This window comes from Methylobacterium sp., from assembly GCF_019745455.1.
Taxonomy (GTDB): domain Bacteria; phylum Pseudomonadota; class Alphaproteobacteria; order Rhizobiales; family Beijerinckiaceae; genus Methylobacterium.
This window is the reverse complement of the sequence record NZ_JAIETD010000121.1, coordinates 1-14,954: the sequence shown is the minus strand read 5'-3', so window position 1 is coordinate 14,954 and position 14,954 is coordinate 1. Positions and strand designations below refer to the sequence as shown.

Below are 14,954 nucleotides of genomic sequence, written 5' to 3'. Positions count from 1 at the left end.
GGCCGATGGCCGGCGCCGAACGCCGGCTGATCCTCAAGGGGCTCCGCCGCTGCCGCTGGCAGCGCTTCGCGGCCTTGCGGGACCTCGCCGCGGTGGCGGCCGTCGCCGCCGCCTGCACGTACGTGCTCGCCCCCTCCGCCGTCGCGGTGGTCCAGGCAGCAGACGACGGAAACGCGGCGGGCGCGGACGTCTTCAAGATCGTCCTCAGCTGCGCGGTCCTGATCGCGCTTTGGGGAACGTCGTGCCGGCTGAGGACGCGCATGACGGTGCTGGGCCGGGAGGCGCGCACGTTCCGGCACGACCTTCGGGCGGGGCTGGTCGAGGAGACGGACCACCGTACGACGCGGGCGCTGCTGATCGGATCGGAGGCCGACGGGTGGCTCGCCGCGTTCCTGGAGGACGACGACCGCAACACGCTGTTCGTCGAAGCCGTGCCGCCGGGTCATTCCGGCTCCGCCCTCCTCGAACGGTTTCCGCCGGCGGCGGTCAGGTTCGAGACCGGTCTCCACTCCGGCTTCGCACTGATGGAGACCAGGGAGGGCCCCTTCGAAGGTCCCATGGAGGCCGTGACGTTGACCGGACGGCCGCGCGACCTTCCCCGGCATGGGACGGTGATCGGGGAACCCTTGGACAAGGTGGGTCTCCGCATCCTCCGCGGGGCCGGTCTCTGAGGTCGGCTTGCTCCTTTCGCCGCCGGGCGCGACAGTGAGCGCGATCCTCCCGGGTGAAGAGAATGACGCCGACCGACCTCCTCCACCGCTGCGGCTTCCTCCGCGCCGAGAACCACGGCCTCTCGACCGCCGGATCGAAGTCGATCGACCCGGTGGAGATCATGACGTTCCGCCCGTCCTGGGGACACGAGACCGCGACGGTCGAACTCGCGATCGCCCCCCGTCTCGGAAGAGCCTTCTACGAGGCGACGATCGACGGCGTGGACGGAGGCCCCTTCGTTCTGGGAACCGAGGATCCGCGGGACCTTGCCGTGCTCGCGCTGGCCCTGCGGGATTCCGGCGGTCCGGACATGCCTTCCGACCCCGCGCTACGCATGGTCGGGCCGACGGGCCCGGTCGCCAACCCGTTCGCGTTCGAGGACGGTTCCTGGAGCTTCGCGACACGCGCCGACGGGCGTCGTCATCTCGACGATCCGGCCTCGCGCTGGGGCGATGCGTACACGGACCACAAGAGGACGGTCGCAGCGCGCTTCGAAGACCGTCCGCTCGAGGCGGCGCCCGCCGAATACCTCGCCGCCGCCGGCTTCTCGGAATCGGGAGGTGCGCTCCGTCTCGTGCTCCACCCGATGGCGGAGTTCGAGGCCGAGACCGAGGAGACGCGGCGCACGCCCCTCTCGATCACCGTCGTCGACGGCGACCGCGGCGGCGTTCCCGACCAGACCACGTCGAGCTTCGAAGTGCGCGCCACGGATTCCGACGGGGACATCCTGGACGTCGTCTACAGGGCGGGGGACGTGCGCGACGTGCTCGCCTTCGTCGACGCAGCCGGCAACGCGGTCGTCACCGGACACGGCTATTTCGCGCCCGAGGGCCGCACGTTCGGCCACGTCTGGTCGGGCATGGCCATCCACAATCCCTTCGCCGAGGGCAGCTACGGCGACTGGAACGTCGTCGAGAAGACGGCGGGACAGATCGTCGTCGCCGATCCGTGGACGGTCTGGGGCCACGAGTACTTCGCTTGGCGTGACGAGCGGTCGGCCGCCGTCCTCTCGAGGGCCTCGCCCGGCGCGCCCGGCCCGGGTGCTCGCGCCTAGCGACCTCCGGCCGCGGTTTTCCACCGCTATCCGGATGGCGAACGGCGAACCGGCCCGAGGGGCCAGGCGTTGAAGCGCATGGCCCAGAACGATGTAGACATCCGCTCGCCGGAGCATGCCGGCAGCGAGGACGCGAGTTCAGGCGTGCCCTCCGAGGGCGCGATGGATCAGGGCGCATTGGAGCCGCTGGGCACGCCAGGGCTTCGGCATTGGCGCCGCAGCACCATCACGGACCCGGACCTCGACGACCGGGGCGGCGTCTTCTTCGCCGCCGTCGAGATGACGCGCATGCCGATGATCCTGGCCGATCCTCGGCAGCACGACGTGCCGATCGTCTTCGCGAACAACGCCTTCCTGGACCTCACCGGCTACGAGGAGGAGGAGGTGCTCGGCCGCAACTGCCGGTTCCTTCAGGGATCAGGCACCGACCCCGAGACGGTGGCCCAGCTTAGGGGCGCCCTCGACAGGCGGGAGGCGATCGCGGTCGAGATCCTGAACTACCGTCGCAACGGAGCGCCGTTCTGGAACGCGGTGTTCATGGGCCCGGTGTTCGATACGGAAGGGACGCTGCTCTACTACTTCGCGAGCCAGCTCGACGTCAGCCAGCGTCGCGAGAGCGAGCAGCAGTTCCGCCAGGCCCAGAAGATGGAGGCCATCGGGCAGCTCACGGCCGGCATGGCCCACGACTTCAACAACCTGCTCCACGTGATCAACGGCAGTCTGGAACGGATCGCTGCGAAACGGCACGACGACCGCACCTTCGAACGGTACATGACCGCCGCCACCAAGGCCGCCGATCGCGGGGCGAAGCTGACGCAGCAGCTGCTGGCGTTCGCCCGACGCGGTCGTCTCGAGCCCAAGGGCACGGATCTCAGCGAGCTCGTGTACTCCGTCGCGGAGCTGCTCGAGACGTCGGTCGGCACCAAGGCGACGCTTCATCTCAACCTGCAGCGGCGCCTGTCCCGGGTAAAGGTCGACCCGACCCATCTTGAGATGGCGCTCCTCAACATCGTGGTGAACGCCCGGGACGCGTCGCCGAACGGCGGTTCGATCACGGTTGCCACCAAGGAGATCCATCTCAACGGCGACGCCGCGGCGCGTCACCTCGAACCCGGCGACTACGTCGTGCTGTGCATCACCGACGCGGGCATGGGCATGCCGGCACACGTCGCGGCCCGCGCGACCGAGCCGTTCTTCACCACCAAGCCCAGGGGCGAAGGAACGGGGCTCGGCCTCGCCATGGCGCACGGGTTCGTTCAGCAGTCCGGCGGACGGCTCGAGATCGACACCGCGCCCGGCAGGGGGACCACGATCCGCATGCTGTTTCCGTGCATGCAGGAGGAAGCGGGGGACGCTTCCGGCCGGGAGACCGGCTACCAGGCGCGCCCCATCGAGGATTCGACGGCGCCGCCGATGATCCTGGTGGTGGACGATCTGGAAGTGGCCGCGGCGATCGCGGCCGACGCCCTGAAGGACGTCGGCTACCGGGTGGTGGTCGCCAACAGCGCGGAGGAGGCGCTCCAGCGCTTCGAAGAAGCGGCCCGGACCGAGGATCCGTTCAAGCTCGTCTTCTCGGACGTGCTTATGCCCGGCGGCGCGAACGGCCTCGTCCTCGCGGAGTGGATCCGCGAACGCGATGCCGAAGTGCCGATCCTGCTCACGACGGGCTACAACGACGAAATGTCCATCAAGGGTCCGCAGAAGGATGGCATGGACGTGCTCGGCAAGCCCTACAGGCGGAGCGAGCTCATCGACCGGATCCAGTCGGCGTTGCGTCGCGGCGCCAGGACCGGCCCCGGCCGCATGACCTCCGAGTTCGGGCACGCCCGGGCCTGACCGGCGGGCGGGCGCCGCGTCCGGCGGTCCGCCTGCACGGCGCACGAAGCGCGAGTCGACCCGATCTCGACGGCGCTTTGCGATTTTCGTGCTCCTCCGACAGCCTTCGGGTAGTCCGAGGGCCACGCCGATGACGCCGAACGAAATCCTCCATCTCTGCGGTTTCCGGCGGACCGGGCGCCGCGACCGCGACACGGTCCAGTACGTCTACAAGCCCCCGGGCATGTCCCCGGAGGTGCGTCGCACCGATCTCCGCGTCGACGTCGTAGGCTCGGCCGGCGGCGGGACCGCCTACCGGGCGACCGTGTCGACGAAGACCCGCAATTTGATCTTCGACACCGTCGACATCCGCGACGTCGCCGCGCTAGGGGTGGCCTACCGCAATTGGCTCGAGGCACCCCACGTCGTGGCGCGCGATCCCGCACGTTCGATGCCGATACCGGGCGGTCTCGTGTCGATGCCGTTCCATTCCGGGGACGGCTCCTGGGTGGCGAGCGTCGGCGCCGACGGCTTCGAGCGGATCCGGAACCCGGCGGCCCGCTGGGGCGCGCACTACGAAGCCCATCGGGAGGCGTGGTACCGGGCCTGCGTCGGCACCCCGCTCCAGGCCTCGCCGGAAGCCTATCTCAGGGCCGCCGGCTTCGTCCGGGAGGACGACGGCTTCCGTCTGACGAGCTATCCCGCCCAGGACCGGCCCGGTGCCACGGAAGCCGCACGGCTGCGCCCCCTCGTCTTCGATCTCGCCACCGTCGAGAACGCGGACGGCGCCCCCTTCTACCTCGTGGAGTCGTCCGACACCCTCGGCGCCGGCGGCAGGCTGCGTCTCGGGTGCTCCGACGTCCGCGACGTGCTGGCCTTCGTCGTGGCCGCGGAGAACTGGATATTCGACGAGACCGGACCGCAGGCCCTCGCCTGCGAACGGGCGTTGGACCTGCCCGGCAACGCGCTCGACGTGCGCAATCCCTTCGGCCACCCCGGGGACGACAGGACTTGGCGCGGTTGGTTCGACGCGGTGACGCTGCAGCTCGCCCATCCTTCGGAGACCCTGGGGCATTCCTACGTTCTCTGGCGCGACCGGTGGGCCGCCGACGTCCTGGCGCATGGAGCGCCCGTGCCGTGCTCCCGCTCGTCGGACAACCTCAACACCGACGTTCCCGCCATGGCGGCTGATCGGGTTCGGCTCGCGGGTACGACGAGCGGCGTCTGCACCTTCGAGGGCGGCGACGAGCAGATCGTGGCCGTGTTCGAGACCGAGGACCCGGATTCGCCCATCCTGATGGGACGCGGGATCCTGCGGACGCGGATCGATGCCCTCACCGCCGTCGAGCAGGCGCTGGCTGCCGCGGAGATGCCTCTTCCCAAGACGCCCGCCGCCGGTTGGGAGCTCGAGGCGATGGAGGCCATCGCGGATCACGATCTCCGTCTCGCGCCCATGCCTGCCTTCCGGTGATCGATCCGTGAGCGGGGACTTCTTCGAGGACGACGACTACGACGGCGCGAGGGACCGCTATCTGGGCGGCGGGTGCCACGCCCTGGCGCTCGCCGTCCACGAGCGGACGGGGTGGGATCTCGCCGTCGTGTGGGTTGCCCGGGGACGTCGGACCGAGCTCGCCCACGCCCTCGCGATCGCCCCCGGAGAGGACGAGCTCTACCTGGACGTCGGCGGCGTAAGGGGGCTGCCGGAGATCCTCGACGACCTCGGGATCGACCCGGAGGACGAGGAGGCGACCGTCGAGGAGCCCGTCGACGCCTCGCGGATCCTGGCGCTCACCCGCGGAAGCCATGCCCATCGCCGTTTCGCTCCGATCGGTCCGGACCTCGAGGCGGATGCGGCTTCGATCGCGGAGCGGCTGCTGACGGCCCTCCAGATCGAATGCCGCGCCTTGGAAGGACCGCGCCCCTGAAGGCTCGATCGGTGTCGGGCGGCGATGCAGGGTTCGTTCACCATCGCGCAAGCAACACCGGTCCGTTCCTTCAAATCCGATCCCGGGCATGGCAACGTCGGCATGACGACGCCGGCTCGATGCTCATCGCCCGCTACGGCCGAACCTGCGGTCCCGACCGTCGATCCGCGAAACCGAACCTGGAGAGGTGCATGAAGCTCTATCGCGTCGCTGTCATTCTGACGCCGGCCGGCGGAAGCCGGTGGCATACCGGCGAATCCTATCTCGCCGTCGGCGAGACGCCGGCCGAAGCAGGGCGCCGCGCCATGGAGACCTACGCGGCGGGCAATCCCCATGGTCTGGCTCCCGTCGGTGCGGCGGCCGAGGAGATCGAAGGGATGGCGCACGCCCTGGCGATGGACGTCCAGGCGATCCAGCTGCCCGAACTGAGGAAGCTCGCGAAGAATCCCGGTTGGGTCGCCTACGATGCGCCTTCGTCGGCGCCTCGCCCGTAGGCGTCGATCAGCCGGGACAGCGTGTGAAGGTTCGGCCGTAGAGGTGCCGCAGCGGCGAACGGGACCGCCCCTGGTAGGTGCCCGGCGCGCCGTTGGTCAGGGTCACGATCCCGGGGCGCCCGTCGGCGTTGATGTTGAGCGCCGTCTCGTCGAACGGATCGGAGACCTTGCCGCGATCCTCGGGCCGCCGGACGAGCGAGGCGGAGAACTCGGTCCTGGGATCGGTCGGCGGCGCGATCGCGCAGTCCACGGCGCAGAAACTCTCGATGAAGAGGACGCGTCGGCCCGCCCCCTGGAGGATCTCGACGCGATCACCGGAGAGGACGATCCTGACGGCATCGGGTGCCGTGCACCGGCCGCCGGCGGCGTAGGTGCCGCCTTGGTCCGCCCGGAGCACGTGAGGCGCCGCCGATGCCGGGCCCGGGGTCGCGGCCAGGGCGGCGAGGAGAACGAGTGGGATGCGCACGCTGCCGCCCTCAGTATGGTTTCAGGGTGCAGCCGGGCTTGAGCTTGATGTCCTTCGCCGGATAGGCGCCCATTTTGTAGACGACGTAGCCCCGAACGCCCTCGTCTACCTCCCAGCCAGTGAAGTCCTCGACGTCGCCCTTCTCGCGCGGGTAGGCGCACATGCCTTCGGCTGCTCCCATCTTGCACGAGCGGCGGATGAAGGTGCCCGTGCAGTCCCGGGCCGAGGCCGCGACGGTCGTGAGGACGAGGACGACGGCGAAGGCTGCGGAAAGTCTCGTGTTCATGGCTATGCGGGCCTCATCCGGCTCGGAACGATCGCAACACGCTCGGCTCGAACTGGTCAACGATCGGTGCACGTCGACGGCGTGAAAGCTTCGAGCGGAGCCGAACCGACCTTCGAGGTTAACGAAGCCGCTCCGCGGGCGCGTGCCGCTCCTTTCCGACCGACACCGCGGATCAGGGGCGCGGCGCCGGCGCGTGCGCGGCGACGTCCTGGGGCGACGACCACCCCTGCCCCGGCGTCCACCGACGCTCCGGAGCGTCTGCGCGCGCCATGGCGGCGATCTCCATGACGAAGGGTCGGATCTCGTCGATCACCTCGCCGAAGGTCGCCGGGTCCTTGATCTGCTGCTTGCGAAGGAACGACGTCCACCCCCTCTGGCCGTCTGTCACGGCGAAGGCGGGGTCGAACGCCGCCGGCTCGCCGGTGGGGATCGCGGTGCCGCGGTTGCCGAACGTGTTGCGGAACGCCGCCGCGGCCACGCCGCCGTCGAACTCGAGCTTTCTGGCGAGCTGCCGGACGTCGAAGAAGTCCTTGAACCGGGAGATGTGCGTGCCGAGCGACACGATGGCCTCGAACTTCTCCGCCAGCATCGTCTCCTTGCTGTAGACGAGGATCTTGGGGGAGGTCATGCCGCCGAGGACCGTCGGGTAGTCCATCAGGACGGCGCCGGGGGTCATCGCCTGCCCGTGGCTGATCTCGATCTTGAGGGGGATGCGCGCGTTGCCGATGCGTGCTTCGCCCAGGATGCGCGTCCCAGGCTCGTCGGAAGCCTCGTTGATCACCGAAGCCTGGAAGCTCGAAGGAACGAACTCGACGGCGTCGTCCTGCTCCGGCTTCATGGAAGCGACGTGACGGATCAGGGACAGCGCCTCCTCCATGGACAGCGGCTTGATGCCGAGCATGTCCATGTCCTTCGTCGGCCGGTTAAACGTGTCGGTCACGGCGATCAGGGCCATCGCTCCCTTCAGGACGAGATCGTCCCGATGGCCTGAACTTGCGAGCCGGTCGAGGAAACGCTCGAACACGTAGCGACGCATGACGAGCTCGTTCGAGATGCCGAGCTTGTTGGCCTGGTTCTGGAGGAGGGACCGGCGGCTCGCGGACAGGTTCGACATGGGTCAGGCTCCGGGTGACGGGCTGGGGGGAATGGCCTCGAGGACCTCTTCGGCGAACCTGAGGAACGGCTCCACCGAACGCCTGCAGCCCAGCTCGTCGGCGACGTCCCAGAGCTGGTTGACCGGACCGTGGCGGTCCCGCAGGTAGTCGGTCAGCGCCTTCGTGCCCGGCTCGTCGCCGAGCTTGCCCCGATAGCGCAGCAGGTCGACCACCGTCCGGGCCGGCCCCGTGATCCGGATGTCGACGCCCATCACGCTGCGGACCTCGACGCCGGGCGACAGGAGGTCCGCCGGCCAGAAGACCGTGGTCACGGGAACGGACGGTCCGACCTTGAGCTGGCGTTTGACCCTGTTCCGATCCACGGCGTACCAGACGGCGGACGGATCCTCGTTGGAGAGGTTGTGCACCTGTGCGGCGCTGCCCAGGCAGACGACGCCGCCTGGATGGGCCATCGACACCGCCGCCAGGCCGACGTGCTCGACCGCGTCGTCCCAGCTCCGGAAGTAGATGCCGTGGCCGTACTGCACCAGCGTTTCGGCGGCGACCGCCCTCGTCAGGTAGACGGGGGCGACACCGGCCTCCACGAACTCCGAGGCGTGGTGCAGGTTTCCGTCCCGGACGATGTCGGCGATCCGCTCGGCGGGCTTGGTCATGACGGCATCCATTGTTCGCGGATGCGGGCAGATTCAGCAGATTGCCCGCATCCGCGAACATATCGCCGTTGGTCAGATGTTCGCAATTGCGGGCAGATCGAGACATTTGCCATCATTGTAGGGAGTGGGAAATAACTGTTCCAACAGCCTGGTTGCGTACCCCAAAATCCGAAAAAGAATACCCCAGGGTCTGCGAACTCCTCCGCCACGGAACCTTGCCAGCATATTTGATCCAAATAATCCGTTCCGAGCTGCACGAAAAGACTGCCCCGGCGCACGTCTAAAGCTCGTTGGAAATATCCTCGATCGAGGCCTCACCTCGCGTGTCGCGAACCGACAGGGCGAGTCTTTCAACCGCCCTTTCGTCGAACAGGAAGCTGGTTGGACCCGTCCCCCTAGTTAAATTGGCGCAAGGTCTGAGGCGGTTACTCAGGATGCTCATGACGACCGCGGCTCGATCCCCGCGGCCTGAACCGGATCGTAGCAGAATTGCGACTTCATCGAACCTGACATGGCCCTCGGTAACGAATTTCACCTCAGGGACGTCGAAACGCAGGTTCGATACAAGGCGCTCCAGTTCGATCCGGTCGTACCTTACGCCAAGCGGATCACCGACGGTCCAAGCGACGGCTTGAAGTACGCCCCGATGTTCCAATGCCCTGATCGTCGTTGTATCGAGACCGAACATTCGCACCGTCTTGGCCAAGGGGACGGTTGATGCAACTAGGGCCTTCAAAGTGGCGACTTCGGTCGGGCCATGCCCGCCTCCGGCGATGCCAGCGTGCCGCAAAAGCCTATCTAGAATCGTGAGATTGAGCCCAAGACATCGGCCTAGTTCAATCCTTTCATCAGGTGACGCAGACGAGACGATGTCGTCCAATATTTTCGTGTCAGGAGGGACGATCCAGGAGGAGCGCACGTGGGACTTGATTGCTTCGCCAATCGGCCTCGTGGCATCGGTCCCGTGCGTCTCCAACCATTCTAGAAGGGGATTCAGCAACCGACGCAGCCCGGCCATGTTGAGGTACGGCGACTGCGGTTCTATTCGTCCCAGCGCGGAGCGTAACGCCGCCCCGCCTCCCTGGAGAAGCTCAAATCCTACCTCAGCGTATGTGTGAGCGGATCGGAGACGGCGAAGCTCACGTGGACCGGGCGCGAGAGTCTCACCGATAGCCAGCACACACGAAACCGCGTCGGTGACCGACAACGCATCCAGAACGATCGACGACGATCTGTTTCCGAAGCCGATTCTGCCGACTAGATACGCTTCCCAAGCCGCATCTGCCCTCGTGTCGCTTGCAGCCCTCAGGTGATCGCGGCCGCACCCCGCACAAAACCTCGGCGACCGATCCCGCCATGCGATCTGCACTGCGCATTCTGGACAGTGGTCTACCAGTGCACACCGGTGACGCTCGCAGTTTCCCACCGCACGTAAATCCCACCACGTTCGACGGTACTTCCAGAGCGCCGGGTCATCGGCCTGGCATTCGGCATCTTCTTCAAGGCATCCTATGCAGATACGCTTGGAGGGAGCCCATCCGGTGTGAGGCACCACTAGGTTACCCAAGCGCATGCCGCGCACGTCGCGTACGAAGCTCGACAGTTGCAGGATCTCCGCGTGAATACCCAATATCTGGGCGAGCTTGCCCAATCCCTCCCCGCGTCTCAACGTGGATCGACGGATACCTAGCGACAGTGCCAAAGGATCGCCGTCCTTTTCGCCTAGGCGAAGAGCCAGCCGTTCGAGGGTCTCGTATCCCGGCTCTCCCGGTCGATGCGGGACTCGGATCGGTAATGTCATGGCAAAACAGGTATCACCGACGGCTATCCCGTCAGCCCTGAGAGTTCTTGATTAATAGCTGCATGGACGTCAATCTCGGTGTCAGTGTTTCGGTCGAACCCGGCATGGTCTTAGGACATTGGGTCTCGCAGTAAGCGATCGCTTCGACGTCGCCTCGCCCTGAGCCGAGTTCGTCGCCGGTGATAAAAGCTGTGGCTCAGCACAGGCGAGCGGATGCTCGCCCGCCCAAGGCCGAGCTCGTTCCCACCCCACCAAGCTGAGGATTGCCCGCCGGCGGGAAATCTTGCCGCTACCAGTTGCTGGAGCCTGCCTCCGAGGTGAGATCATCCAGCGGGCGCACGCCTCACGTCCTTCAGGCCGAGGGTTCGAGGATCGATCGCGCGATGGCCGGAATTGCAAGCGGCTCCAGGCGCTCGACGGCCACGACCTTCGCGAGCAGCGTTTCGGTCAGGTAGGGGTCGTACTTCTCACGCACCTGCTTCGCCGCGAGGTGCGCAAGTGCCTCGCCGTCGGGAGGCGGCGAACTCGCCATCTCGGTCAGAACCGCCACTAGGTTCTCAGCGGAACAATCCCGTACCTCGATCGCGTGCCCGTCCGGCGACGCCTGAAAGTGCCGCATCAGGAGCGCGAGCGCGAGCGTCTCAAGCTTGGGACCGCCGACCCAGGGCAAAATCACGCAATTGCGACCGACCGAGACGATGGAGGATCCGTCGAGCTCATACGCACGGAATGCCGCCCTTGCCTGGTCGAGGAGCGCACGCGCCCCGGTATCGAGAAAGGTCGGGACGTCCATGCCGGAAAGACATGAGCGCATCGCCGCCGCTACCTTATCGTGCACGCCGGCCCATCCGCCACCGAACCGGGGAGGCAGCGCTGCGGCGGTCGGGTTCACCACCAGAACCTTGGCGCGTGTATCGATGGTCTCGACCCGCCACCGTCGACCGTTGAAGATGATGGTCTGGCCCGGGGCGAGCGTCGCATCAAGCGGAACCGTGCCGAGGGTCCTGCCACCCGTGGTCACGACCCGGAACTCTTCGCTGGTCTGGAATACGGCGTAGAAGTCGTATCCGGCGACGAGGCGCTCGCCGATCCGGCACAGCATCAGCAGGCCATCCGGCGACATCTCGATCAATGCCGCCTCCGGCCGAGCGATCGAACGGAGCACCTCGACGAACAGGTCGCGGCCGACATTCCTGAAGGGACCGCGTTGGCATAGCACCTGCCAGGCCGTGTCCGGGCGAAGGCCGCCGGTCTGGGCGATCAGCGCGAGCACCTGATGAATCAGGGTCGAAAGATGGAGACCCTGCACCCGCGGTGGCTCGCACCACCGCCGGAGGAGCAACTCGACCATCGCCACGGCCTGCACGAGATCCAGCCTGAGGCGATCGGCCGGGTGAAGCGTCGGGCCAATCGCCTTCTCCACGACGTAGACGCGCAGGATCGAGGGTTTTCCCCGCCGCCGGCCGGATCGGCCCAAGCGCTGGCGAAGCGACGAGACCGACCAGCCGGGTCCGATTTGCGCGACGCTCTCGACGTCGCCGATGTCGATGCCGAGTTCGAGCGTGGTTGTCGCCACCGCGGTCGTCGGACGTCCGTCCTCGCGCAGTCGCGTCTCGACGGCCTCCCGCTCGGACCTCGCCAGGTTGCCGTGATGGGCAAAGAACTCGTTAGGCAGCCGGGCCGCCTCGGAGAGCGAGCGCAGCCGGTCGGTGTAGATCTCGACGTTCTGCCGTGAACCGCCGAACAGTAGGTTCCTTCGACCACGCAGCACCTCGAAGAGATGGAGCGCGATCGGCTCGACGGCGGTTGAAGTTCCCGGGTCGCCGACCTCCGGTTCGGGTTCGCCGGGGATGGTGACGATACCCGTCGCATCCGATCCGGTGTCGATGGGGCTTTCAGGAGACGGAAGAGGGAGGGCATGCAACGGCTCCGGTCGCAAGGGCCATTCATACCCCCGGATCTGCAACAGCAGGTCGGCGCCGCCCTCGGTGCTCTCCACGAGATCGACAGAGGCGGCATCACCGGGGCGCAACGCCTCGCGGGCCAGATACATGTCGCCGAGCGTGGCGGAAAGCCCGATCCGGTCGATGCGAGCCCGTCCCGTTCCCGCCTCGATGCGTGAAAGGACGGATTGGAGCTGGCGTCCCCGCTCCATCCCGATGAAGGCATGGAGTTCGTCGATGACGATGGCGTCGAGAGCCCCGAACAGGCGCCCCGCCTCGGATCCGCGGCGGACGAGCGTCGCCTCCAACGATTCGGGTGTGATGAGCACCACGCCCTGCGGCCGATCCCGGGCCTTGCGCTTCGCGTCCGCCGAGACGTCGCCATGCCAGCGGTGGAGGGGCAGGTCGCAGATTTCAAGAAGGCTTTCCAGGCGCCGGAACTGGTCGTTGATAAGGGCCTTGAGCGGGCTGACGTAGAGGACCGAAAAACCTGGGCGCCCACCGTCGAGCTTCGGTAGAATCCGCGACAGGAGCGGCAGGAACGCTGCCTCAGTCTTGCCCGCGGCCGTGCGGGCGGCGAGGATCACGTCGCCCCCGGCGAGGATGGCGGGAATGGCCCGCTCCTGCACGTCCCGTAATTCCGACCAGCCCTGCTGCCAGATCCAGCGGCGAACCGGTTCGGCGAGCAGTTCGAAAGCGCGCGAGGCGCCGTCGTCGGATGGCGGTGCAGGCGGGACCAGGCCCGATCCGCTCATAGTCGAAGCTGGGTGAGTTCGTCGTCGGCGTTCCCGGTGCCCCCGCCGGCATCACTGCCAGCGAGAACCGCCATCTCGTCGACGGCACCGCGATCCTCGGCCACGGCCACGACGCCCAGACGCTCGCGCCAATCCGTTCCGGGGTTCTGCTCCAGGACGGCGAGGAGATCGACGAAGGCCTTCACCGTGTTGCGGGGCGTCCGGAAGTACGCATCGCCCACGCGGGCCCGGCAATGATCCAGGAAGGCGTGCAGCGCCTCGTCCGGCACGAGATGCCGTTCCGGGTTCCCACCCGCGAACACGGTCCTCAGGCGCTCCAGCAGAACGAGCATCTCCTCGGGGGTCAGGTTCTGGAGCCGCACCACGGGACCGGAGAGATCGACGAGCCCGTCGGTGGCGAAGCTGTTGCCAGCGAGACGGGATTGGAGCGCCTCGTAGGAGTAGAGCCCGCGTCGGGTATCGAGCATGAACTCGGGCGTGCCGCCGAGAACGAGCCCCAGCCCCTCGACCGTGCCCTGCAGGACGTCGTTGAGGATGCGCAGGATCTGCTCGTAGTTCTGGTTGCGGGCCTGCGCGCTCTGAAGCTTGTAGAGGTTCACCAGCTCGTCCAGGCAGACGAGCAGCCCCCCGTAGCCCGCGAGGCGCACGAACCGCGCGAGCAGCTTGAGGCAGTCGTAGACGTTGGCGTCGTCGATGATGCTGCGCACCCCGAGGTCCTGCCGCGCCTCCGTCTTCGTGGTGTACTCGGCGCGTAGCCAGCGCAAGGCGTTCGCCTGCCTGGTCTCGTTGCCATCCTCGTGCGCGGTGGCGTAGGCCGCCACCACGGTGGCAAAGTCGTAGCCTCCCACCTGCTCCTGCAGGTCGACGAGCCGAGTCCGGATTTGGGCCTCGGTTCCTCGTCCCTCCCGTTTCCCGTCCTCGATGGCCTGGGCGACGAAGCGTTCCAGGACGTTGCGGAGCGCGCCGCCGTCCGGCGCGGTGCGGGTTGCAAGGTTCCTCGCCAGCTCCGCGTAGAGGAGGCGTGCCTGTCCTCCCGTGGCGTGGATACGTCGGTCCGGCGCGAGGTCGGCCTGGAGGACGACGAGGTTTTTCGCGAGGGCGAGCTGCCGTACCAGGAACAGGAAAAAAGTCTTGCCCGCCCCGTACTCCCCGACGACGAAACGCATCGCGGCGCCGCCGTCCGCGACGCGGGCGACATCGGCGATGAGGGCCTCGATCTCGCGACGCCGGCCGACCTGGATGTGCTGGAGACCGAGGCGCGGTACGACGCCGGCCCGCAGTGCGTTGATGACGGTATCGCGGTCGCGGGGCTTGATGGGAGGCGGGGACTTGGTTCCAGGGTTGGTCATGCGGCTTCCGACAGCGGGTCCGGGATCAGATGCAGGTTGACGTGGACGGGATCGCCTTCCTCGACAAGGAGGTCGTCGAAACGGTCGAACGCCCAAGCGTTCAGGTTCTCCATGGCAGCGCCGGGCATGAGGCCGAACTCGCGCGCCAAGCGGTCGAACTCGGTCCGTGGCCAGTCCGGGCGTTCGACGAGTTCGCGGAGAAGCCGGGCGTGGCGGGGATCCAGGCCGGAGAACGTCCCTTCCGTCTCCTCCGGATCCGTGACGGCTTCGGTCGTCCCGCCGTCGGATGGAGGTCCGTCTGCATCGAGATCGAACACATCGGAGAGAACGGAACTGACCGCAATGGTCTCCGCCCTGATGGCCGCCAGACGTTCGGCATCGACCCGTCCCGCGGATAGAGGCGTCGTCCGGCCCGGGTCGGGTGCACTCGATGCGACTGGTCCGGGTTTCGCGGATGGCTGAGCCAGCGATGGTCGTCCAGGCAAAACCGGAGCCCCGGGGATCGCGTAAGTTCTCTCGTGTTCTGTCCCAAGCGCCACACGAACCGGATCATCTGCGCCGGTCGGCGTCTTCCCCGATGTCCCCGG

At 67.4% G+C, this 14,954-nt stretch carries 14 protein-coding genes; 6 read left to right on the top strand and 8 right to left on the bottom strand.

Features of this window, described 5'->3' with window-relative positions; genetic code table 11:
• The first annotated feature begins 5 nt into the window (after positions 1–5).
• The 6 genes from K2Y56_RS21380 to K2Y56_RS21355 all read left to right on the top strand — a co-directional run bounded on the left by K2Y56_RS21380 (position 6) and on the right by K2Y56_RS21355 (position 5,999).
• A complete protein-coding gene (locus K2Y56_RS21380) occupies positions 6–671 on the top strand; it encodes a hypothetical protein (RefSeq protein ID WP_292512457.1) in 666 nt (221 codons plus the stop codon).
• Positions 672–733: 62 nt separating this feature from the next.
• Positions 734–1,765, top strand: coding sequence for a hypothetical protein (locus K2Y56_RS21375; protein ID WP_292512454.1), 1,032 nt, complete (start codon positions 734–736; stop codon positions 1,763–1,765).
• Positions 1,766–1,843: 78 nt separating this feature from the next.
• The gene (locus K2Y56_RS21370) at positions 1,844–3,601 is read left to right on the top strand and encodes a PAS domain-containing protein (protein ID WP_292512451.1); all 1,758 of its coding nucleotides are present in this window, start codon (positions 1,844–1,846) and stop codon (positions 3,599–3,601) included.
• Between the two features lie 130 nt (positions 3,602–3,731).
• Complete coding sequence (locus tag K2Y56_RS21365; RefSeq protein ID WP_292512448.1) at positions 3,732–5,051, top strand: hypothetical protein; 1,320 nt, start codon at positions 3,732–3,734, stop codon at positions 5,049–5,051.
• 7 nt (positions 5,052–5,058) lie between these two features.
• Positions 5,059–5,505 (top strand): hypothetical protein, encoded by a 447-nt coding sequence (locus tag K2Y56_RS21360; RefSeq protein ID WP_292512444.1) that lies wholly within the window; start codon positions 5,059–5,061, stop codon positions 5,503–5,505.
• A 191-nt stretch (positions 5,506–5,696) separates the two neighbouring features.
• Complete coding sequence (locus K2Y56_RS21355; RefSeq protein WP_292512441.1) at positions 5,697–5,999, top strand: hypothetical protein; 303 nt, start codon at positions 5,697–5,699, stop codon at positions 5,997–5,999.
• Between the two features lie 7 nt (positions 6,000–6,006).
• Here K2Y56_RS21355 and K2Y56_RS21350 read toward each other — a convergent pair whose 3' ends face one another.
• From K2Y56_RS21350 to K2Y56_RS21315, 8 genes are all read right to left on the bottom strand, one after another.
• Positions 6,007–6,465, bottom strand: a complete 459-nt coding sequence (locus K2Y56_RS21350) for a hypothetical protein (protein WP_292512439.1) — start codon at positions 6,463–6,465, stop codon at positions 6,007–6,009.
• A gap of 10 nt (positions 6,466–6,475) precedes the next feature.
• A complete protein-coding gene (locus K2Y56_RS21345) occupies positions 6,476–6,751 on the bottom strand; it encodes a hypothetical protein (RefSeq protein ID WP_292512437.1) in 276 nt (91 codons plus the stop codon).
• Between the two features lie 172 nt (positions 6,752–6,923).
• Positions 6,924–7,865, bottom strand: a complete 942-nt coding sequence (locus tag K2Y56_RS21340) for a nucleotidyl transferase AbiEii/AbiGii toxin family protein (RefSeq protein ID WP_292512435.1) — start codon at positions 7,863–7,865, stop codon at positions 6,924–6,926.
• 3 nt (positions 7,866–7,868) lie between these two features.
• Positions 7,869–8,519 carry a hypothetical protein gene (locus K2Y56_RS21335; RefSeq protein WP_292512432.1) on the bottom strand — a complete coding sequence of 217 codons (651 nt, stop codon included), beginning with the start codon at positions 8,517–8,519 and terminating at the stop codon, positions 7,869–7,871.
• A gap of 280 nt (positions 8,520–8,799) precedes the next feature.
• Positions 8,800–9,399, bottom strand: coding sequence for a hypothetical protein (locus tag K2Y56_RS21330; protein WP_292512429.1), 600 nt, complete (start codon positions 9,397–9,399; stop codon positions 8,800–8,802).
• Between the two features lie 1,273 nt (positions 9,400–10,672).
• Positions 10,673–13,018 carry a DEAD/DEAH box helicase gene (locus K2Y56_RS21325; protein WP_292512426.1) on the bottom strand — a complete coding sequence of 782 codons (2,346 nt, stop codon included), beginning with the start codon at positions 13,016–13,018 and terminating at the stop codon, positions 10,673–10,675.
• On the bottom strand, positions 13,015–14,367 hold the full coding sequence (locus tag K2Y56_RS21320) for an ATP-binding protein (protein WP_292512423.1): 1,353 nt from the start codon (positions 14,365–14,367) through the stop codon (positions 13,015–13,017). Before K2Y56_RS21320 ends, K2Y56_RS21325 begins: the two co-directional genes overlap by 4 nt.
• The coding region (locus tag K2Y56_RS21315) for a tellurite resistance TerB C-terminal domain-containing protein (protein ID WP_292512420.1) at positions 14,364–14,954 on the bottom strand (591 nt) is incomplete at its 5' end. The genes K2Y56_RS21320 and K2Y56_RS21315, both read right to left, overlap by 4 nt.

Bases quoted from the DNA above. Each gene is read 5' to 3' on its own strand.
- K2Y56_RS21380 (WP_292512457.1), top strand. From the start codon at position 6: ATGGCCGGCGCCGAACGCCGGCTGATCCTCAAGGGGCTCCGCCGCTGC.
- K2Y56_RS21375 (WP_292512454.1), top strand. From the start codon at position 734: ATGACGCCGACCGACCTCCTCCACCGCTGCGGCTTCCTCCGCGCCGAG.
- K2Y56_RS21370 (WP_292512451.1), top strand. From the start codon at position 1,844: ATGGCCCAGAACGATGTAGACATCCGCTCGCCGGAGCATGCCGGCAGC.
- K2Y56_RS21365 (WP_292512448.1), top strand. From the start codon at position 3,732: ATGACGCCGAACGAAATCCTCCATCTCTGCGGTTTCCGGCGGACCGGG.
- K2Y56_RS21355 (WP_292512441.1), top strand. From the start codon at position 5,697: ATGAAGCTCTATCGCGTCGCTGTCATTCTGACGCCGGCCGGCGGAAGC.
- K2Y56_RS21345 (WP_292512437.1), bottom strand. From the start codon at position 6,751: ATGAACACGAGACTTTCCGCAGCCTTCGCCGTCGTCCTCGTCCTCACG.
- K2Y56_RS21340 (WP_292512435.1), bottom strand. From the start codon at position 7,865: ATGTCGAACCTGTCCGCGAGCCGCCGGTCCCTCCTCCAGAACCAGGCC.
- K2Y56_RS21335 (WP_292512432.1), bottom strand. From the start codon at position 8,519: ATGACCAAGCCCGCCGAGCGGATCGCCGACATCGTCCGGGACGGAAAC.
- K2Y56_RS21325 (WP_292512426.1), bottom strand. From the start codon at position 13,018: ATGAGCGGATCGGGCCTGGTCCCGCCTGCACCGCCATCCGACGACGGC.
- K2Y56_RS21320 (WP_292512423.1), bottom strand. From the start codon at position 14,367: ATGACCAACCCTGGAACCAAGTCCCCGCCTCCCATCAAGCCCCGCGAC.